General features: G+C 54.0%; 17 protein-coding genes and 2 tRNA genes. 14 read left to right on the forward strand and 5 right to left on the reverse strand.

Annotated features, from left to right (window positions below):
- The 9 genes from dnaA to P7079_RS00045 all read left to right on the forward strand — a co-directional run bounded on the left by dnaA (position 1) and on the right by P7079_RS00045 (position 10,586).
- Positions 1-1,521 (forward strand): chromosomal replication initiator protein DnaA, encoded by a 1,521-nt coding sequence (gene dnaA, locus P7079_RS00005; protein WP_278012795.1) that lies wholly within the window; start codon positions 1-3, stop codon positions 1,519-1,521.
- Between the two features lie 410 nt (positions 1,522-1,931).
- Entirely contained in the window at positions 1,932-3,068 is a 1,137-nt protein-coding gene (gene dnaN / locus P7079_RS00010) for a DNA polymerase III subunit beta (protein ID WP_278012796.1), read from the forward strand.
- On the forward strand, positions 3,069-4,292 hold the full coding sequence (gene recF / locus P7079_RS00015; protein WP_278012797.1) for a DNA replication/repair protein RecF: 1,224 nt from the start codon (positions 3,069-3,071) through the stop codon (positions 4,290-4,292). It begins immediately after the preceding gene.
- The gene (locus P7079_RS00020; RefSeq protein ID WP_278012798.1) at positions 4,285-4,869 is read left to right on the forward strand and encodes a DciA family protein; all 585 of its coding nucleotides are present in this window, start codon (positions 4,285-4,287) and stop codon (positions 4,867-4,869) included. Before recF ends, P7079_RS00020 begins: the two co-directional genes overlap by 8 nt.
- Positions 4,870-5,078: 209 nt before the next feature.
- Positions 5,079-7,106 carry a DNA topoisomerase (ATP-hydrolyzing) subunit B gene (gene gyrB, locus P7079_RS00025; protein WP_278012799.1) on the forward strand — a complete coding sequence of 676 codons (2,028 nt, stop codon included), beginning with the start codon at positions 5,079-5,081 and terminating at the stop codon, positions 7,104-7,106.
- Positions 7,107-7,118: 12 nt separating this feature from the next.
- A complete protein-coding gene (gene gyrA / locus P7079_RS00030) occupies positions 7,119-9,731 on the forward strand; it encodes a DNA gyrase subunit A (RefSeq protein WP_278012800.1) in 2,613 nt (870 codons plus the stop codon).
- A gap of 30 nt (positions 9,732-9,761) precedes the next feature.
- Positions 9,762-10,196: a DUF3566 domain-containing protein gene (locus tag P7079_RS00035; RefSeq protein WP_278012801.1), complete on the forward strand. Its 435-nt coding sequence runs from the start codon at positions 9,762-9,764 to the stop codon at positions 10,194-10,196.
- A gap of 94 nt (positions 10,197-10,290) precedes the next feature.
- Positions 10,291-10,364 (forward strand) — tRNA-Ile (locus P7079_RS00040).
- Positions 10,365-10,510: 146 nt separating this feature from the next.
- Positions 10,511-10,586, forward strand: a tRNA-Ala gene (locus P7079_RS00045).
- Between the two features lie 439 nt (positions 10,587-11,025).
- Here the strand turns inward: P7079_RS00045 and P7079_RS00050 are convergent.
- Positions 11,026-11,298, reverse strand: coding sequence for a type II toxin-antitoxin system RelE family toxin (locus P7079_RS00050; RefSeq protein WP_278012802.1), 273 nt, complete (start codon positions 11,296-11,298; stop codon positions 11,026-11,028).
- Complete coding sequence (gene relB / locus P7079_RS00055) at positions 11,295-11,510, reverse strand: type II toxin-antitoxin system RelB family antitoxin (protein WP_278012803.1); 216 nt, start codon at positions 11,508-11,510, stop codon at positions 11,295-11,297. The genes P7079_RS00050 and relB overlap by 4 nt, the downstream gene beginning before the upstream one ends.
- 438 nt (positions 11,511-11,948) lie before the next feature.
- Here relB and P7079_RS00060 point away from each other — a divergent pair, with 438 nt between their 5' ends.
- Positions 11,949-14,246 (forward strand): bifunctional metallophosphatase/5'-nucleotidase, encoded by a 2,298-nt coding sequence (locus P7079_RS00060; protein ID WP_278012804.1) that lies wholly within the window; start codon positions 11,949-11,951, stop codon positions 14,244-14,246.
- 82 nt (positions 14,247-14,328) lie between these two features.
- On the opposite strand, the gene P7079_RS00065 is transcribed toward P7079_RS00060, so the two are convergent.
- Entirely contained in the window at positions 14,329-15,309 is a 981-nt protein-coding gene (locus P7079_RS00065; RefSeq protein ID WP_278012805.1) for a hypothetical protein, read from the reverse strand.
- A 170-nt stretch (positions 15,310-15,479) separates the two neighbouring features.
- Between P7079_RS00065 and P7079_RS00070 the strand changes: the two genes are divergently transcribed.
- Both P7079_RS00070 and P7079_RS00075 read left to right on the forward strand, forming a co-directional pair.
- A complete protein-coding gene (locus tag P7079_RS00070) occupies positions 15,480-16,001 on the forward strand; it encodes a peptidylprolyl isomerase (RefSeq protein ID WP_278012806.1) in 522 nt (173 codons plus the stop codon).
- A 2-nt stretch (positions 16,002-16,003) separates the two neighbouring features.
- Positions 16,004-16,678 (forward strand): rhomboid family intramembrane serine protease, encoded by a 675-nt coding sequence (locus P7079_RS00075; RefSeq protein WP_278012807.1) that lies wholly within the window; start codon positions 16,004-16,006, stop codon positions 16,676-16,678.
- Between the two features lie 334 nt (positions 16,679-17,012).
- Here the strand turns inward: P7079_RS00075 and P7079_RS00080 are convergent, their stop codons facing one another.
- Complete coding sequence (locus tag P7079_RS00080) at positions 17,013-17,285, reverse strand: cell division protein CrgA (protein ID WP_278012808.1); 273 nt, start codon at positions 17,283-17,285, stop codon at positions 17,013-17,015.
- 174 nt (positions 17,286-17,459) lie between these two features.
- On the opposite strand from P7079_RS00080, the gene P7079_RS00085 reads away from it, so the two are divergent.
- Positions 17,460-18,299: a class E sortase gene (locus tag P7079_RS00085; protein ID WP_278012809.1), complete on the forward strand. Its 840-nt coding sequence runs from the start codon at positions 17,460-17,462 to the stop codon at positions 18,297-18,299.
- Between the two features lie 9 nt (positions 18,300-18,308).
- Entirely contained in the window at positions 18,309-18,464 is a 156-nt protein-coding gene (locus tag P7079_RS00090) for a hypothetical protein (protein ID WP_278012810.1), read from the forward strand.
- 43 nt (positions 18,465-18,507) lie between these two features.
- Here the strand turns inward: P7079_RS00090 and pknB are convergent, their stop codons facing one another.
- Positions 18,508-20,343 (reverse strand): Stk1 family PASTA domain-containing Ser/Thr kinase, encoded by a 1,836-nt coding sequence (pknB, locus tag P7079_RS00095; RefSeq protein WP_278012811.1) that lies wholly within the window; start codon positions 20,341-20,343, stop codon positions 18,508-18,510.
- Positions 20,344-20,386 lie beyond the last annotated feature (43 nt).

Consider the following 20,386-nt stretch of genomic DNA (forward strand, 5'->3'; position numbering starts at 1 on the left):
ATGGCCGAAGGATCGCCCGCACGCGATGCGTGGAATGCAGCGACCGAGCTTTTGCTCGCTGACGCACGACTTTCCAGCTCACAATCGGCGTTTGTGAAGATGGCTCACCCCCTCGCCGTCGTCGATGACGTCTTCATGATCGCCGTCGGTTCGGAGTTTGTTCGCAACTGGATCACCGAACATGTCTCGTCAGTCATGACTGGACAGCTGTCTGAAATTTTCGGGCGCGAACTGAAGTTGATGATTTCTGTTGATCCGTCAGTCAATGACGAACCAGCCCCGGCACCTGTCCAACCAGCAGTGCCATCTGTCTCGCCGACGTCGGAAAGCGAACGCAATCTTCGTGCAGTTGGTGGCGTACCCGCAGGTGAACCACTTGAACCATCGTATGACGTGTACGGCTATACGCCTGAACTGGACTTTGACGATGCGCCATACCGCGCACCGCAGCAAAATGCTTTAATTGAGCAGCAAGAACGTGCTGGTCTTAATCCTCGCTATACCTTCGACAACTTCGTCATCGGAGAATCCAATAAATTCGCTGCGGCCACAGCTCTCGCTGTGTCGGAAGCCCCAGGATCCTCCTACAATCCGTTGTTCCTCTACTCAGATTCTGGAATGGGGAAAACCCATCTCCTTCACGCCATCGGAAATTACACTCTCCAACTCTCGCCGAACCGCAAGGTTCTTTACGTTTCTGCAGAGCAATTCACCAACCTCTTTATTAATGCGTTGCGCGATGGAAAACAGGCAGCGTTCAAGGATGAATTTAGAACTGTAGACGTCCTCCTCATTGACGATATCCAGTTCATGAACACCAAAGATCGCACGATCGAGGAGTTTTTCCATACTTTTAACGCGTTGAGCACAGCGAATAAGCAGATCGTCATCACATCCGACGTCGCGCCGAAGTTGCTCTCGGGATTTGAGGAGCGAATGATCTCGCGTTTCGCTTCAGGTATCACCACGAATATCGATCTGCCGAACCTCGAAACTCGTATCGCGATTCTGGATAAGAAGGCAGCGAGCGAAAATCTTCAAGTTCCTCGCGACGTCATCGAATTTATCGCTTCGCGGATGACGACGAACGTTCGAGAGATGGAAGGTGCTCTTCGACGAGTGACTGCCTATGCCGACCTGTCGCGAGATCCTGTTTCCCTTGATATGGCTGAAACCGTGCTGAAAGACATGATTTCTGATCCGGGTAACGTCACTATTTCAGCCGCAATGATTATGGCTCAGGTGTCGGGATATTTCGGTATTGCATCAGCTGACCTGAAATCTCCGGCTCGGACACGTTCACTGACGATGCCTCGCCACATTGCGATGTATCTCTGCCGTGAGATGACGGACCTTTCGTTGCCGAAAATTGCTGAAGTTTTTAATCGGCGCGATCACACCACTGTTCTCAATGCACTACGCAAAGTCGAGGCCCTCATGGCCGAGCGCCAAGCAGTGTTTAACCAGGTCTCCGAGCTAACATCGCTGATCAAAAACATGGCGAAAGAACAAAATTCCTGATTTCCACATGGGCTGCGATTTACGCGTTCATAAGTAGCATTTTGCTGTGGATAACTTCTGAGGATGTGTGGATAAATCATGGAAGAAAGTGTCCCATCCACAGATCGAAGTAGTTATCCACAATTCTTTCCTCCACATTTCCACAGCATTTTTCCCCAGAACGACGCCGAAAAATCCATTTTTCCGTATTCTCCACACCCCCTACTACTACTTCTACCTAAGTGTTACCCGAGACAAATCGTGCGGCCACCGACTGACGAACAACACCACCAGCGTTCCGACGTCGTCACCGAAACAGATGACTGAGAGAATCACAACCGGAAGCGGCGAAGTACCGTCGTTTGCCGTAGAGTATTTGGTAGTTGTACCTGCACTCTGTGTGCGCATATTCGAGCGAAAGTAGGTCAGGCGTGAAGATCTCCGTTGATCACGGCATTTTTGCCGAGGCAGTGACATGGGCCAGCCGCACTATTCCAAACAGACCGGCGGTACCGGTGCTCGCCGGCATGAAGCTGGTTGCTAACGAAGACGGCATCGTTTCGCTCGGCTCGCGCGATTCTGACATCACATCGCACGTGGATATCGAAGCTGATGTGGCTGAGGCTGGAGAAGTGCTGGTTCGTGGACGCCTTTTGGCGGACATCGTTCGTGCTCTTCCTGCAAACAAGCCCATTGAGCTCACTTTGGATGGGACAACTCTTGAAATCGAATGTGGTTCATCGCGTTTTTCGATGAAAACCATGGCAACCGAGGACTACACCGAACTTCCACAACTTCCACCAGTGATCGGAAAAGTTGATGGCTCGCTGTGGCAAGAGGCTGTCGGTCAGGTAACGATTGCTGCCTCAAACGATGACACTCTTCCAATGTTGGTCTCGGTGTGTATTGAAATTGAGGGCAATTCGATGTCCCTGATGGCAACTGATCGTTATCGTCTGGCAGTTCGCGATCTGAAGTGGGACGCAGAAGATCCCAACATTTCCACTCGAATTCTCGTGCGTGCGTCTCGCCTTCTTGACGTTGCCAAAGCTCTCGATTCCACTGGTCCGATTGAGGTGTCTTTGCGCGAAGAATCCGGTGTGAGCCTGATTGGTTTTTCAGCGGGCGGGCGCCAGAATACGATTCAGCTCATCGACGGCGAATATCCGCAGGTTCGTTCGCTGTTCCCCTCAGAGGTCAGCGGCCACGCATTGATCAACCGCGTGGAGTTGCTTGACGCAATCAAGCGTTCAAAATTGGTTGTAGAGAAAAATTCTGCCGTTCGACTCACGCTGACCGACGGTCAGCTAACTCTCGAAGCCGGTGCAGGCGACAAGGCACAGTTCGCGGACGCGATCGAAGCCACCCTCGTCGGTGAAGACATCAAGATGGCTTTCAACCCAACTCTTCTTCAAGATGGCGTAAATGTGATGAACGAAGAGCAGGTTCGCCTGAGCTTCACTCAGCCGACAAAGCCAGCAGTCTTGACCGGCGAAAGTGAGAAGGACGGTCCGAACGAGGATTTCCGTTTGCTTCTCATGCCGATCCGCACGTTCGGAACGAACTGAGTGTACGTTTCAGATCTTGCACTGAACGACTTCCGGTCTTACCGAGAGGTCGTTCTCACTTTTGAGCCCGGAATCAACGTTTTCGTTGGTGAAAATGGGCAGGGCAAGACGAATCTTGTCGAAGCAATCGGCTACCTATCAACGTTTTCTTCGCATCGTGTGGCAGCCGACGCCGCCTTGGTTCGTCAAGGTGCGGGTGCTGGTGTCATCCGAGCAAAAGTTGTTCGCGGGATTTCTCCTGTCACGCTCGAACTTGAAATCATTGCCGGAAAAGCGAATCGCGCTCGGATTAACCGCGGCAACGCACGTCCACGCGATCTCCTCGGCCTCGTTCGTACGGTGATGTTTGCGCCTGAAGACTTAGAGCTAGTCAAGGGAGATCCAGCAGATCGCCGCGCATTTCTTGATGACCTCATGATTCAGTTTCGCCCCCGACTTGCAGGAGTCAAAAGCGAGTACGAGAAAGTGCTGCGCCAGCGTGGCGCGCTTTTGAAACATCTGCAAAAGACGAAGCGCCGCGGAATGGAACCTGACACGTCCACTCTTGGAGTTTGGGATGCGCAACTGGTGAAATTTGGCGCACAGATCATTTCAGCACGCGCAGAAATTGTGAAAGATTTGCGGCCATTCGTGGCTCAGTATTACGAGTCGGTGTCGGGCGGCAAAGGAAATGCTCGCGTCGATTACGAAGCAAATATCGACAAACGGGCCGGCTACGAGTTACCTGAAGCGAGCGAGTTTTTGGACGAGACGACGGCGCAGGCAGTCGATTTGCACGAGCAACAGCTCGCCGACGTCGCAGTGGTGAGTGAGCTTCTGGCCACAGCGCTCGATGACTACCGTGATGCTGAAATCGATCGGGGCGTGAACTTGGTGGGCCCGCACCGCGATGACCTGCGGCTTTCTCTAGGAACTTTGCCTGCGAAAGGTTATGCGTCACACGGTGAAAGTTGGTCGTATGCGTTGGCGCTCAAGTTAGGAATGTGGCAACTTCTGCAAACTCACGAAAGCGGCGAATGGGCGGATTCTGCTGAGCCGATTTTGATTCTCGATGATGTGTTCGCTGAGCTCGATTCACGCCGGCGCGAGCGGTTGGCGGCGATTGTCGCCCAAGCAGAACAAGTCTTTGTGACAGCCGCCGTCGGGGACGATTTACCACCATCGCTCGATGGGCAACGGTATTTCGTGGCTGGTGGTTCCGTGAACGAGGCGACCGATGAGTGACGCCAGACGTGCCGCGCGTAAAGCCGCAGCGGAAAAGTACGGCGATACCCTTCCGCTTCAGCTCCTTGCGCGTGCTCGGAAAATGATGTCTGATCGTGGATATCGTCCCAAGGGTCGAGCCGCAGTTGAGGTTGTCAAAGAACAACCCGAAAAACTCGGCGAGGATGTTTTCGTGCCCGTTCCAGGACAAGATGTGGGATCTGGCGCGCATAAATCGTGGCGTGATCCGCACCCGCTCAGCGAACTTGTCAAAGCACTGGTACGAGATCGCGGCTGGGGAACGCGTCTTGAGGTGGCCGACGTCGGCGCTCGGTGGCCGCAGATCGTGGGCGAAACTGTGGCGGCGAATGCGATTTTTGAAAGTTTCGAGGGCGGAGTGCTCACGATTCGGGCGCGTACAGTCGGCTGGGAGACTCAGTTGCGCGCATTATTGGGGCATTTAGATGCACGTCTTGCCAAAGAACTCGGCGAGGGAGTCGTCAAAGAAATCGTCATTGGTTCTCCCAATACGCGACCGAACTGGAACGCCGGTGGTTGGCGTGTAAAGGGCCGAGGTGTGCGCGACACTTACGACTAATCGATGCGTCACGACGCTGGTTGGCTACTGACGTCGGCAAAACGGCTGCAGAATCTCGAAAAGTGGCTGGAAATGCGCTAGAATTAAGTGTCAATCGTGTGTGTAGGGGGGTAGCGCAACGGCCTCCACAGCTCTCATAGGGCACTTTTCGCGTCGGTGAGAGATGGAACACATCATCAAGGCTCCGTTGTGCGAGGAGAAATTCGTTCGTGGCAGAGGAAAAGAAGCATCGTCCTGGCGAGGTATCGCCAGAGCATTCGTACGACGCTGGGGATATCACGGTTTTGGAGGGCCTTGAGGCCGTTCGAAAGCGCCCGGGTATGTACATTGGCTCCACTGGTGAACGCGGCTTGCACCACCTGGTGTATGAGGTTGTGGACAACTCAGTTGATGAGGCGATGGCTGGCTACGCGTCCAACATCGTGGTCACCTTGCTAGAAAATGGCGGAGTTCGCGTGTCTGACGACGGCCGTGGAATCCCCGTCGATATTCACCCCACGCAAGGCGTTTCTGCAGTTCAGGTAGTGATGACTGTTCTGCACGCAGGTGGCAAGTTTGGCAACGGCGGTTACGCAGTCTCCGGTGGTCTGCACGGCGTGGGTATCTCCGTGGTGAATGCTCTTTCCACACGCATGGACACTGAAGTTCGCCGTGATGGCTACGTCTGGCGCATTTCCTACGAAAATGGTGTTCCTCTTGGACCGCTCGAAAAGGGTGAACCTACGGATGAAACGGGAACAACTCAGACTTTCTGGGCGAATCCAGAGATCTTCGAAACCACTGAGTTCGATTTCGAAACACTGCGCCGCCGTTTCCACCAGATGTGTTTCCTGAACAAGGGACTGCGCATCACCCTGATCGAAGAACGCACTGGCGCGGTTGCTGAAGGTGACGAACTGGCCGGCGAGGATGCCCCGACGTCGGGACACCGCGAGGTGACCTACCGTTACGACAACGGTCTGCATGACTACGTGAAGTACCTGGTGGAGACGAAGAAAACCACTCCCGTCCACCCTGAGCCAATCTACTTTGAAGCTGAAGATCAGGAGCAAAAGATCGCCGTTGAAGTGGCGATGCAGTGGACTGAATCGTATTCCGAAACACTTCATACTTTTGCCAATACGATCAATACCACCGAAGGCGGCACACACGAAGAAGGCTTCCGCAGCGCCCTGACCTCAGTGATGAACAAGTTCGCTCGCGATAAGGGCTTGCTCAAGGAAAAGGACTCGAACCTTTCTGGCGATGATATTCGCGAAGGCCTCACCGCTGTTATCTCGGTGAAACTTGGCGAACCGCAGTTTGAGGGCCAGACGAAGACGAAGCTCGGTAACACCGAGGCGCGCACCTTCGTTCAGCAGCAAACGTATGCGCAGCTCACGGACTGGCTTGATTCCCACCCCAGCGAAGGTAAGGAAATTATTCGTAAGGCCACTCAGGCATTTGCCGCACGCCAGGCAGCGCGCAAGGCTCGCGAAGCCACCCGTCGCAAGTCCGTCCTCGAATCTGTTTCGATGCCAGGCAAGCTCAAGGATTGCACTTCGCGCAACCCAGAAGATTCCGAAATCTTCATCGTTGAGGGTGATTCTGCAGGTGGTTCGGCAGTCAATGGCCGTGACCCAGCGCATCAGGCGATCATGCCGATTCGTGGCAAGATCCTCAACGTGGAAAAGGCACGTTTGGATCGTGCCCTGTCCTCGGAGTCGATTCAGTCGCTGATCACCGCTTTCGGTACCGGCGTCGGTGAAGAGTTCGATATCGCGAAATTGCGCTACCACAAGATTGTGTTCATGGCTGACGCCGACGTTGACGGCGCACATATCGCCACTCTTCTTCTCACACTTGTCTACCGTTACATGAAACCGCTGATTGAGCACGGTTACGTGTACTTGGCAATGCCACCGCTCTATCGCATCAAGTGGTCGAACTCTGCGCACGAATATGTGTTCTCCGACAAAGAACGCGATGCCGTTCTCGCCTCTGGCCTCGCCGAAGGTAAGAAACTTCCCAAGGCAGAAGGCCAGGGCATCCAGCGCTACAAGGGTTTGGGCGAAATGAATGATTCCGAGCTGTGGGACACGACGATGAATCCTGAGACTCGCACACTCAAGCGCGTCTCTATCGGTGAAGCAGCTGCAACTGACGAAGCATTCTCAATTCTCATGGGTGAAGACGTGCTCTCGCGTCGCGGGTTCATTCAGCGCAACGCACATGACGTTCGATTCCTGGATATCTGAGGTAGATAACAAATGAGTGAAACGACTGAGTACAACCACGGACATATCCTGGACGTCGATCTCCAAAAGGAGATGGAGACTTCTTACCTTGACTACGCGATGAGTGTGATTGTCGGTCGCGCACTTCCTGATGTGCGCGACGGCATGAAGCCAGTTCACCGCCGCGTGATCTACGCGATGTGGGACGGAGGCTACCGCCCAGATTCGTCCTTCTCGAAGTCGGTGAAGATCGTCGGTGACGTGATGGGTAACTATCACCCGCACGGTGACGCGGCGATTTACGACACGATGGTTCGTTTGGTTCAGCCTTGGGCTATGCGTTACCCGCTTGTAGCTGGTCAAGGTAACTTCGGTACCGCTGGTGATCTCGGAGCTGCTGCCCCTCGTTACACTGAGGCTCGTATGGCTCCCCTCGCCGTGGAAATGGTACGCGACATCAACGAAGATACCGTTGATTTCGAGCCGAACTTCGATGGCTCCGTTCAAGAGCCGATGGTGTTGCCGTCGCGTTTCCCGAATCTCCTGGTCAACGGGTCCGAAGGAATCGCCGTCGGTATGGCGACGCGAATACCACCGCACAACCTGCGCGAAGTTGCAGCCGGTGTGCAGTGGTATTTGGAAAATCCCGACGCCACGCGTGAAGAGCTTCTCGCTGCGTTGCTCCTGCGTATTAAGGGGCCAGATTTCCCCACTGGCGCAACAATTCTGGGCACTAAGGGCATTGAGGAAATGTACCGAACTGGCCATGGCTCGATCACTCAGCGCGCTGTGGTCAAGGTGGAAGAAATCCACAACCGTCAGTGCCTGGTCGTTACTGATCTTCCGTTCCAGGTCAACCCTGATCGCCTCCTCGACAAGATCGTTGAAGGAATCAAGGACGGCCGCTTGGCTGGCATCGCTGATATCCGAGATGAAACGTCGGGCCGTGCCGGACAGCGCATCGTCATTGTTCTCAAGAAAGATGCAGTGCCGAAAGTTGTGATGAACAATCTGTTCAAGCACACCCAGCTCCAAAATAACTTCCCGGCGAATATGCTTGCCTTGGTTGACGGTGTTCCACGTACGCTTTCCCTTGACGGGTTCGTCCATCACTGGACGATGCATCAGGTGGATGTGATCCGTAGGCGCACTGAGTTCCGCCTGCGCAAGACCCTTGAGCGTTTGATGATTTTGGAGGGACTAGTCAAGGCCCTCGACGCGCTTGATGAAGTGATTGCCTTGATCCGTCGCTCGCCTACAGTGGATTCTGCGCGCGAGGGATTGATGGATCTTCTGGGGATCAACGAGATCCAGGCGGACCACATTTTGGCTATGCAGCTGCGTCGTTTGGCAGCTTTGGAACGTCAAAAGATCATTGATGAGCGTGATGAAAAGCTCGCAATGGTTGAGGACTTCCGTGATATTTTAGCCAAGCCTGAACGCCAGCGTGCGATCATCTCAGATGAGCTTTCCGAGATCGTGAACAAGTTCGGTGACGATCGCCGTACGGTGATTTTGCCGTACGACGGCGAAGTGAGCGTTGAAGATCTCATCACTGAAGAAGACGTCGTCATCACGATTACCCGTTCGGGCTACATCAAGCGGACGAAGGTGAGTGAATACCGTGCTCAGCACCGCGGTGGTAAGGGCATCAAGGGTGCGACGTTGCGTGAAGACGACGTTGTGACGAATTTTGGCATTGCTTCCACCCACGATTGGCACCTGTTCTTTACGAATATGGGCCGCGTCTACCGCGCCAAGGGATACGAGATCCCTGAAGGGTCGCGCGAATCGAAGGGTCAGCACATCGCTAATGTGCTTGAGTTCCAGCCGGGTGAAACGATCGCATCTGCGATCTCGTTGCGTTCCTATGACCAGGCAGAATACCTTGTTCTGGCAACCAAGAGCGGCATGATTAAGAAGACGAAGCTCTCGGATTACGATTCTGCTCGCTCGGCTGGTCTGATCGCGATCAAGCTTCGTGAAGATGCCGACGGAAATATGGATCAAGTGGTTTCGGCCAAGCTTGCCAACGAGGGAGACGATCTTCTCCTCGTGTCTAAGCATGGTCAGTCGCTTCGTTTCAAGGCCACGAATGAGGCACTTCGTCCAATGGGGCGTGGCACCTCAGGCGTGACGGGCATGAAGTTCCGCGACGGCGACGAACTACTGACGATGGAAGTTGTCCGCGACGATTCTGAAGTCTTCGTGGTTACCGAAGGTGGTTTTGCTAAGCGTACGCAGGTTGATCAGTACCGGCTCCAGGGACGCGGAGGCTTGGGAATCAAGGTGGCAAATCTCGTTGAATCGCGTGGCGATTTGGTAGGCGCGCTCATCACCCAGCCAGGCGATGAAGTACTCGTCATCATGGAGTCCGGAAAGGTCGTGCGTTCCTCGGTTGATGAAGTCAACCTTACTGGCCGCAACACCCAGGGCGTCACGTTCGCTCGTCCGGATAAGAAGGACCGTGTCATCGCGATTGCGCTCAACCTCGAAGCCGAAGAAGACGAGCTTGAGAATAACGAAAACGTTGATGTCGATGCCGTGACCTCCGCAGTGGACGAAACGCCGGCGTCGGCGCAGAACACTGAAACTGGTACCGCGAGGGACACTGACGTGGCAGAATCTAACGACGAGGCCAAGTAGTAGGGCCGCCAACAAAACGAAGGGTAGAAAATGAGTGAGGAAATCACGCATACCGCGCCCGCAGTCACAAACCCGGTCAAGGTTAAGCCTGCCACGGTTAATGTGGGCATTCGCCGCGTGAAGATGACGGTGACGAAAGTTGATCCGTGGTCGGCGCTGAAGCTGTCGTTCCTTTTGTCGGTGGCGCTGGGCATCATGATCGTCGTTGCAGCAACAGTTCTGTGGCTCGTACTCGATGCCATGCATGTGTGGAGCCAGCTCACTGAGCTGATTAACACGCTGGGCGAGCCGCGTTTGATGGAGCTGGCACAGTACATGGAGTTCGGTCGATTCATTCCGTTTGCCGTGGTTGTTGCCGTCATTGAAATCGTGCTTTTTACTGCTCTGGGAGCTGTGATTGCGCTGATTTACAATCTCGTGGCATCGCTGGTTGGCGGTCTGACACTGACCGTCTCTGACGAGTAAATGTGATCTATGACGCGCACCCGGCCTAGGAATTTGATTCACTGAGCCGGGTGCGCTATTCTTTTCGAGTGCCCTTCTTGAGGGGCGAAATGTTGGGCCTATAGCTCAGTTGGTTAGAGCGCTACACTGATAATGTAGAGGTCGATGGTTCGAGTCCATCTAGGCCCACAGTCCACTGAAGGGGATGCCATGAAAAAGGTTCTTTCAGCAGTTGCTATTGCAGCCGTTGGTTATGGTATCTTCGTCAAGTGGCTCGAGGTTCGCGAACGCGAAGCTACGTGGGAGAAGGTCTCCGATCCCGAATAAATAAATATGGGGCTATGGCGCAATTGGTAGCGCACCTGCTTTGCAAGCAGGGGGTTAGGGGTTCGAGTCCCCTTAGCTCCACCATTAGCACCTACTAAGTGATACAACTTCACGAAGTAGGTGCTTTTCATTTCCCAAGGGGTCTCTATTACACGAAGTTATAAAAGCCCTGGTCAGAAAGATTTCAACGTTCTGGTTGAGCGCTTGGTGTCGCTGGTGACGCGGGGTCGAGCCACGCAGGGACTAGGCGGTTTACGGCAACAAAAAGCCACCAAACCCAAAAGGCTTGATGGCTTTGCGCATCCGTGCCAGTTAATTCCGCACGCCTGCTTATGAGCGTAACTCCTGTGCTTTGGTGAGTTTCGTAGCGGTCTTGGTGTAGCGTTCTTCCAACTGTGAATAGCGCCCTCGTACTCATCCTGGTCTTGCACGCTAGTTTTGTTCTCTTCAATCGCCCGAGTGATAATCTCGGTGACAAACTCTAGCTCACCCTCAACACCAGCACGTCAGCTTCTTGCATGAGTTATCGGTCGTAGATGTCGCGGCGGTGTCCAATTTCAAGGACGTGTATAGTGACAGTTTGGTTTTCGATTGAACAAATAATGCGATAGTTGCCCACTCGGTACCGCCATTCTCCGCTTCTATTACCGACCAAGGCTTTGCCGTGCGCGTAAGGATCAAGCGTATTTTCGAGGTGAGTGCGAATCCATTTGATTAACAGTTTTGCCTGAAACTTGTCTAACTTCCCGAGTTGTTTTGTCGCTTGTTTTGATAGTCGAACCTGGTATCCAGTCACAGGCCCAGCATCTCTTCAACTTCGTCAAGGGTGTAACGAGTGCCATCGTCCTCGGCGATCGCTTTGCGCAATGAAGCCAGGTCGTGTGCATCTTCAATCTTTTCGAAAATTGCATCTCGAATGAAGTCTGAAATTGTCTTTCCTTCGAAATCTGCGTAACGACGCACAAGATCGGCGTCCTGATCGTTTACACGAAGTGTCATTGTCGCCATGTCAAACCTCCTGAATACATAGTAATACGCTTTGGGGGCTGATTCAAGGTTCACCATTGCACGATGCATTTGTGGGTTGGCAAGTGCAGGTTCGCTCAATGCCAGTCGCATTCCAGTTGTTGCGCTGTCGAGTCAACCCAATAACGGTTTCGGGGTGAAGTGCAATGAACTTCCAGTCGAGTAACACCCTTGTTTTCAAGAGGAAATTTGGGTAGCTCACTCTCGGCTAGCAGTAGCTCGCTTTGTGTCTTTTATTGAGTACAAAGAACCAATAAAAATTCCCGCTTATATGAGTGGGAATTTTTATTTCTCTACCATTGAGTGCCTGTGTCTCGCCGCATCTTTGTTTCACTTTCACCACAGACCAGAAATTAGGCCCATGTAATTTGGTAGGGTGTGAGCGTCAGAAACCAATCTGCACGAAAATGGAGATCCCCTATGAAACTCTTCGCCCGCGCAGCGGCAACGACCGCCGCTTGTGCTCTTATTGCCACCCCGCTGACTGCGTTTGCTGCGGACAACGAGACGTCCGAGACGGCGTCGTCGGGAAATGTGGTGACACTTGACTTGTACACACTGACGGACGTTCACGGTCATATCGAGCTGGTGAAAAAACACGATAAGAAAACCGGAAAGTCCACAGTCACTGAAGCTGGACTTGAAAAAATGGGGTGCTTCCTCGACGATGTGCGAGGAAAGCACCCTGATTCGTCTTTTACGCTCCTTGGTGACAATATCGGCGCATCGCCCTTTACCTCCGGCTCTCTCGATGACAACCCCACGATTGCTGGCTTGAATGAACTCAAACCTGTTGGTTCGACTATCGGCAACCACGAGCTTGATATGGGTCAGGCCGTTTTCAAGGCGCGCGTTGACGGCTCCCAGAAGGAGAAGTTTCACCAAGCGACGTTCCCTTACCTCGGTGCGAATGTCGAAGGTCTGGGAAGCTGGACAAACGTTGAAGGAAAAACAGTTCCTTACCTCGGTCAATACGCGATCTGGGAGGCTCCTGAGTCTCATGTGAAGGTTGCCTTCATCGGCGCGATCGCGGAGGATGTCCCTTTCAAACTCAGCCCGCGCACAACCGAAGGCATGAAATTCACCGATCCGATTGCCAAGATCAACACGCTCGCAACCAAGCTCAAGGAAGACAAGGCTGCCGACGTCGTTGTGGCGATGCTCGACGATGATGTCAAGAATAATTTCCCCAAGATGGGACCGAATGTGGACGGCATCATGGGTGGCGACACCCACGTACCGTACGAGTTCGACGCTGTGAACTCGAAAGAAAAGCTCACCTCCGCGAATCCTCATCTGGCGGGCGTCGCTTCGGGCTCCTACACCGATAACATGGGTCTGATCTCGATCTCCTTCGATACCAAGGCGAAGAAGGTTGTTTCCGCAGATGCGAAGCTGATCCCAGCTGCGAAGGTGGCTGAGTGTGACTCGTCAACATCTGTATCTGCATCTAAGATCAAGGCAATCGTTGATAAGGCTGTGGAGACATCGAACAAAAAGGGTGCCGAGCCGATCGTTACCGGAGTGAAGGGCGAGTTCCGACGTGGTGTTTTCACCTCGGCAGAGAACAAGACCTACCCCGGTTCAAATCGCGGAATCGAATCCTCGCTCGGCGATCTTGTCGCCGATTCGCTGCGCGATACCGTGGTGACTAAGAATGGTCAGAAGGCTGATATTGGCATCATCAACGCCGGCGGCCTGCGCGAAGATCTCGTTCCAAAGAATGGCGTGATTACCTACGCTGATACCTTCGCAGTGATGCCGTTCTCGAATTCGATCGGCTACGTGACGATCACGGGTGCCGATTTTGTCAAGGCTCTTGAGCAGCAGTGGAAGACGGATCTGAACTCCCAGAACTCACGTCCGATGCTCAAGCTCGGTCTTTCCTCCAACGTGTCCTACACCTACGATGCAACAAAGCCATTCGGCAAGCGCATCACCTCGGTGTCAGTGAACGGCAAGCCAATTGATCTGAAGAAGAAGTACACCGTCGGTTCGGTGACCTTCCTCCTCGCCGGTGGTGACACCTTCGATGCGCTCACCGCTGGTGGTGACTTCGAGGTAACAGCCAACCTTGACCGCGATGAGTTCAATAAGTATCTCAAGGGTCTTGCAGCGGCCAACAAGCCGATTGTTGAGCGTGCTGCGAAGGCATCGATTGGACTGACCCTCGATCGTGATCACGTCAAGAATGGTGAGAAGGTCAAGGTCGCCCTGCGAGGACTGTCCTTCTCAGAAGGGCCGTACATGACAAAGAATGTCAAGGTTTCCGCAGGTGGTCCGGCAGTTTCGGCAGCAGTGGATAACTCGTTGCTTGACGTGAACGCTAACTCTGAGAAAGCTGTGATCTCCACCGACGGCGCAGGACGCGCAACACTTGAGATTCCTGTGTCTGCGACATGCCCTGCAAAGGGTGGTCAGGTGAAGGTTCCGTTGACCGTTGCCACTGACTTCGCCACCGTCGTTTCTCCCGACGCGGGTGTGACGGTGACAGTTGACTGCGCTGCGAGTGCAGCCGGCAAGGCTAGCACTGGTGATGGGGCAGGAAAGTCAGGAAAATCCGGTAAGGATTCAGCAGGTACTGCTACGTCGAATACCAAGGTGACTGCGCACGATGGCCTGCCACACACCGGTGCAAATGTTGCTAGCTTGGCGCTCGGCGGCCTCGCACTCGTCATCATCGGCGCTGGTGCGGTGTCAGCACTGCGCAGACGTTGATTCTCAGATGTGTCGATCCTGAGATAGGGGTGCCCCAGGAATTTCTCCTGGGGCACCCCTATCTCAGTGTTGAGAGCGAGGATCAGGCCTGGCCATTTTCCTTCATCGCAGCAGCGCGTTCTTCAGCTTTCTCAGCTACGCGAGCAACGCGATCACCTGCGGTCTCCACTGCGTCCTTGGCCTTGTCAGCCATGTCCTCAGCGGCCTTGGCAAGTTCCTCGGAGCCGTCAGCAGCTTTTCCGGTAAGCTTTTCGCCCGCCTCCTTGGCCTTCTCAACCAACGTCGAGGCGTAATCTCCAGCTTGTGTTGCCTTATCCTTGGCGGCATTGGCGATATCAGCGGCCTTTTCCTTCAAGGTCTCAGTCTCTTCAGTGACGTGATCCTTGAGGGCATTTGCGCCGTCGGCCTCTTCATTGGTCAGATCTTCCCAGTAAGACTCTGCCCAAGGATCATTGACCGGCTTAGAACGCTGCACGATCACGTACACTGCTCCGGCGGCAGCGCTGAGAAGAGCAAAGAAACCGAGCTTCTTCATCACTCCGCGCTTTTTCTTCTGCGGCTTCACCAGCTCTTTCTTCGACGCTGCCACAACGTCCTTGGCACGTGAGGCAAGATCGCCCTTGGAATGACGTGCTTCGTCCAAAGCAGCCTCGGTCGCGCGTTGCACACGCGGGTAGTAGTCTTCACGAACCTTGGTGGCAGCTTCTGCAGCGCGAGATTTTGCATCTTCAACGTAGGGCTTAGCAGCTGCGCGAGCATCCTTCGCAGCAGCCTGGACTTTCGCAGCAGCCTCATCGACGTAAGGCTTGGCATTCTTCGCTGCACTGACTGCAACGTCTTGAACCCGTGCCGTTGCATCTTCGACGTACGGCTTAGCGGTGTGAACCGCGTCCTTAGCCGCTTCGGAAACCTTCACGGCGGCTTCGGTTGCTACCGGAACGATCTTTTCGCTGGCAGCTTCAGCCCACTCACGCGCCTTCGCGGCGAGTTCAGTGAGGTTATCGGCAGCACCGCTTGCAGCAGCGGCTGCCGTGTCCTTTGCGGACTTTTTGAAAAGACCCATGTTTTCTCCTCCGTTTCGGATCTGGATATGACCCTTCTGCACCCATCTTTCCATCTCGGTGACTATTCCGCATCCAAGTTGATATCCTTTGCGCTGAAATTTCGCCAAGAGCTAGTGTATTACGTGCCGATCGTGGAATTTTCTCCCGGTGGTGTGCAAAAATGGGCGTCATGGAAGCAATTATGCATACAACTAAGGGCGACATTCGTCTCGAGCTGTTCCCAGAGCAGGCTCCGCAGACGGTTGCGAATTTTACTGAACTGGCTACTGGCAAGCGCGAGTGGACTGATCCGGCAACGGGTGAGCGCACGTCGCGTCCGCTCTACGACGGTGTCGTTTTCCACCGCGTGATCGACGGCTTCATGATCCAGGGCGGTGATCCGCTCGGCACTGGAACTGGTGGCCCAGGCTTCACCTTCGACGATGAAATCGCACCAGAACTGACCTTCAACGAGCCTTACGTTCTTGCGATGGCCAATGCTGGCACTCGTATGGGACACGGAACAAATGGTTCGCAGTTCTTCATTACGGTTGCGCCGACGACGTGGTTGCACGGCAAGCACACCATCTTCGGCAAGGTTATTGATGAAGAGTCGAAGGCAGTTGTCAACGCTATCGCTACCACCCCGGTTGATGGCCGTGATCGCCCTCTTGATGACATCATGATCACTTCAGTGGAAGTTTCTGAGTAATCGTGTCACATTCATTTGGTGCCGCTCCTCAACATGGGGAGCGGCACTTTCGTCTTGATGTTCCCGCGGTGACAGGGGTGCTCGCGGTGTCATGCGTGGCGATGGCTGTGGTCGGATGGCTGATGCCTCGCCTCACTTACGATTTTCTTTTCTATCCACCACTTGCTGTTTTTCAGCCCTACCGCTACCTGACGAGCGCATTCCTACACGCGGGTTTTGTTCATTTGTTGTTCAACATCTATGCGTTGATCCTTATGGGACGTGTTATTGAGCCGGTCATGGGCAAAATTCGTTTTCTGGTGCTCTACCTGCTGTCTGCCCTTGCAGGCAATGTTGCTGTCGCAGCATGGGCGGCTACGTACGGCAATCCCGACGTCGTCACTGTGGGTGCGTCTGGCGCGGTCTTTGGACTCTTTGGTGCTTATGCCGTACTCGAACGTGGTTTCGGTTCGAAAGATAGCGGTATTCTGGGGCTGATCGGAGTCAATCTTGTGCTCGGTTTCGTGGTTCCTGGGATCTCATGGGAATCTCACGTGGGCGGTTTAGCGCTCGGAGCACTTCTGACATGGCTGTGGTTAGTGTCCCGACGTCGGACTGTGCCAGCGACTCGTTTCTGGCACGCCATGGTGGGTGTCGGTGTCTTTATCGGTCTTGCCGGTCTCGCATCGTTACTCTGACGACGTCGAGCAGCAAGTTAAGCTGGCACTGAGGACAACTTTCCACAGGGCTGACTGGAGACAACTAAATAATCAGGGTGTTCCCCAGCGTTTACGCTAGGGAACACCCTTTTCCACATCTTGTGGATAACTTGTGGATAAAATACACAAGTGTAATTACACCTTTGTTATTTCGCTCTGAACTGGGAAAATGTCACTCTTTTTCAACATAAGAAAGAATGATTTTCCACAATCTGTGGATAACCTGTGGAGAATTACACGCATGTTATTTACATCTGTGTAAAAAAGGAGGACGGCACGAGCCGTCCTCCTTTCAAGCGTTCATTGGTGGAACTTACTTCCACCCCATTGTCATCAGAAAGCCAATGAGCATAGAGCCGATACCGATGAAGAGGTTGATGTTTCCGTTCGGTAGGCCAGGGATCGGGTACTGGCCGTGAGTGACATAAGCAGTCACCACAAAAATGAGACCAATGAATGCAAAGACGAGCATGGTGGGAACCCACCAGCGTGGTGAGACATCCTTCATCTTGGGCTCTTTGGCAGAGCGGCGTGCAGCAACCTTTTCGTGTTCGATTGTTTCCTTGCGCTTCTTCGACTCTGGCATGGTATTCCTATCAGACGAACATGGACAAATATGACTGGTAACAAGACTACCGGCATCGGTGAAATAATGCGAAATACCGCGACAAGCCTATAGCCGCGAGACCAGGGTCTCTAGCAAGTTGACTCACATCATGGCTAATATCGACTCAGACCAATTAATAAATGGAGGATATTCGTGACGAAACGAAAGCAATCCGTATTTTCTGCGGTGATCGGAGTCATTGGTGAATTGCTCATCACTGCAGGTGTACTCATCGGCCTCTTCATTGTTTGGCAGGTATGGTACACCGATATTGCGGCCAATAAACTGCAAGCAGAGACTGTCGAAAAAACGATCAAACAATGGGGATCTCCACCGTTGAAGATCGGTGCGCCGCATTACACCGATCCACAGATCAAAGATGTTCCCACTAAAGAGGGTCAGATCCTCGGCATTATGCGCATCCCGTCCTTCGGCTATGGCTTCGAGTACACGATCCGCGAGGGAGTGGATATGGAGTCGATTTTGGACAAAGGCAACTTTGGAAAGTACAAGAACACTGCTCTTCCGGGACAGGTCGGGAACTTCTCCACAGCTGCGCATCGTCAGACATTCGGAGCTCCCATGCGCAACGTTGCCGAGCTGAAAGATGGCGATCCGATCGTCGTCGAGACGAAGGATAAGTACCTCGTCTACCGCATCACGACGTCGGATCTTATTGTTGATCCGACGCGCGTGGAGGTCGTGGCTCCGGATCCGTACGTCGCAATGGCGAAACATGACGTCAATGCTCCGGGCGCACAAAACGCGACACGCCGTCTACTGACCATCACCACGTGCCATCCGCCGTTCGTCTCAGATCAGCGGTGGATTATCCACGCTGAACTTGACCACTGGGTTGACCGCGCCGACGGTCGTCCGATAGAAATCGTTGATCCCAAGGAAGTTCCGGCAAATTACAAGGGGCCCAAGCCGCTTTCGCCGTTGAACCCATCAACTCGAACCATTGCTGCCCAAGGTGCGCAGCAGAAGTAAGGAGTCCCCATGTATGGAGCGCTGTGGCGTGCATTGCCTGGGCCGAAGTGGCTCAAGGTAATCGAGATGCTGATCCTCTTTGCAGCGATCGTCTATCTCTTGTTTGAATTCGTGTTCCCGTGGTTGCAGCAGAATTATCTGGTCATCGACAACACGGTTGGCTGAAAAGAGACGTAGTGGCGGGTTCAAAACCCGCCACTACGTCTTTCTAGTTCTGTTTTTGTTTATCTGAATTCTTATCCGGCGTATCCGAGGGAGCCTTACTCGTGTTCGGTTCAGGATCGGGTGCCGGAACTTCATCGGGAGCCTTCGCGATTCGCAGTTCGATGGAGACATCGTATGGCTGCTGACCTGGGTTCGGGCTCATCGCAATGACTGTCCCCGGAGCCACCGTGGGGTTGACTTCCTCGATGACCGTGATCTGCTTGATCTTGAGCTCATCGCGCAAAACCGCCATTGCCTCATCCTTCGACAGGCTACGAACGTCGGAGAGATTAATCTGGCCCGAGGAGACCACAAGGTTTACTTCGCTGCCGCGCTTGACTGACGCACCCGCTGCAGGATCAGTTTCGACGACGAAGTCGCGGCCGATTCCAGGTGTATTGCGCGAATCGACGCGGTTCACTTTCAGTCCCGCAGCTTCGAGAGTGGCGCGTGCGGCATCTTGAGAAATGGTTCCGTTTGTGACGTCAGGAACTTTCACGTTGCCGACACCGAGAGAGAAGATCACCTCAACAGTACTGCCCTTCGCCACGCTTTCGCCGATGGCTGGCGACGACGAAACGAATTTTCCTGCTTCGATCTTCTGGTCTTCAACAGCTTTACCGATTGTCATCTTCAGACCTACGGCTTCAAGCGCTTTACGTGCCTGTGTCTGATCCATATTCGATAGGTCCGGAACCGCAACCTGCTCGACAGTTGACTGCGTCGGCGTCGGCGTGTGCTGTGAGCCAGAGTTTGTGACAGCCCAGACGATACCCACAACTGCCAGCGCCAGGAGTACCACAGCGGAAATGACGTAAATGAGATTGCGCTTCGAATCGCTCTCCGGCGCACTGGTAACCGGTGTCGTGTGCGTGGTGGTGGAGGTCAATGCGACTGCATCCAGTGACTGCGTCGGGGCGGGGGGTGGAGGATCCACAGGTGTGCGCTGTACCCACGTGGCCACTGCCGGCGCAGTCACCCCTTGACCGCGCATTGCGGCCAGCAGATCAGAACGCATACTCGCAGCACTTTGGTAGCGATCTTCGCGCTTCTTGGCCAGGGACTTCATCACCACACGGTCAAGAACGTCAGGGATGTCTGTGGCAATCGAGCTTGCGGGTTTCGGCGGCTCAGAAACGTGCTGGTAGGCCACGGCAACAGCAGAATCACCTTGGAAAGGTGGCTTGCCTGTGAGTAATTCGTAGAGCACGCAACCCGTGGAATACAAATCCGAACGAGCGTCCACCACTTCGCCGCGCGCCTGCTCTGGCGAGAGGTATTGAGCCGTGCCCACAACAGAATTTGTGGAGGTCATGGTAGCGGAGGAATCAGCGATCGCGCGTGCGATGCCGAAGTCCATGACCTTCACCTTGCCCTCCGGCGTGAGCATGATATTTCCTGGCTTGATATCGCGATGGATGATGCCTTCGCGGTGTGAGTATTCGAGCGCCGAGAGCACGCCGACGACGATCTGAACAGCTTCGTTGATGGGGAGAGCATCTCCGCCTCCGACGAGCTTGGACACAGTGCGGCCCGAGACGTACTCCATCACGATGTACGGCAGTGCATAGGCATTGCCGTTAGGGGAGAGCGTTTCCTCTTCGCCAGTGTCATAGACGGCCACGATGGCCGGGTGATTCAACGCAGCTGCGCTTTGAGCCTCGCGTCGGAAGCGTACGAGAAAAGTGGGATCCGTTGCCAGGTCGGAACGAAGCACTTTGATGGCAACCGACCGCGACAGACGGCGGTCACGTCCAAGGTGAACTTCGGCCATGCCACCACGGCCGATGAGCTCGCCGACCTCATAGCGTCCGCCGAGCATCTGAGGAATATCCGTCATAACTCTTTCTCTCCCACGAAATAAAGTGCGCTTTTGACAATAT

Origin of the sequence: Arcanobacterium canis, assembly GCF_029625435.1 — a bacterium.
GTDB classification, from domain to species: domain Bacteria; phylum Actinomycetota; class Actinomycetes; order Actinomycetales; family Actinomycetaceae; genus Arcanobacterium; species Arcanobacterium canis.

What these genes read in the sequence shown, in the direction of transcription:
- P7079_RS00065 (WP_278012805.1), bottom strand. Translation starts at nt 15,309, where the DNA reads ATGGGTCTTTTCAAAAAGTCCGCAAAGGACACGGCAGCCGCTGCTGCA.
- P7079_RS00080 (WP_278012808.1), bottom strand. Translation starts at nt 17,285, where the DNA reads ATGCCAGAGTCGAAGAAGCGCAAGGAAACAATCGAACACGAAAAGGTT.
- pknB (WP_278012811.1), bottom strand. Translation starts at nt 20,343, where the DNA reads ATGACGGATATTCCTCAGATGCTCGGCGGACGCTATGAGGTCGGCGAG.
- P7079_RS00090 (WP_278012810.1), top strand. Translation starts at nt 18,309, where the DNA reads ATGTATGGAGCGCTGTGGCGTGCATTGCCTGGGCCGAAGTGGCTCAAG.
- P7079_RS00020 (WP_278012798.1), top strand. Translation starts at nt 4,285, where the DNA reads ATGAGTGACGCCAGACGTGCCGCGCGTAAAGCCGCAGCGGAAAAGTAC.
- P7079_RS00035 (WP_278012801.1), top strand. Translation starts at nt 9,762, where the DNA reads ATGAGTGAGGAAATCACGCATACCGCGCCCGCAGTCACAAACCCGGTC.
- gyrA (WP_278012800.1), top strand. Translation starts at nt 7,119, where the DNA reads ATGAGTGAAACGACTGAGTACAACCACGGACATATCCTGGACGTCGAT.
- P7079_RS00070 (WP_278012806.1), top strand. Translation starts at nt 15,480, where the DNA reads ATGGAAGCAATTATGCATACAACTAAGGGCGACATTCGTCTCGAGCTG.
- dnaA (WP_278012795.1), top strand. Translation starts at nt 1, where the DNA reads ATGGCCGAAGGATCGCCCGCACGCGATGCGTGGAATGCAGCGACCGAG.
- P7079_RS00060 (WP_278012804.1), top strand. Translation starts at nt 11,949, where the DNA reads ATGAAACTCTTCGCCCGCGCAGCGGCAACGACCGCCGCTTGTGCTCTT.
- relB (WP_278012803.1), bottom strand. Translation starts at nt 11,510, where the DNA reads ATGGCGACAATGACACTTCGTGTAAACGATCAGGACGCCGATCTTGTG.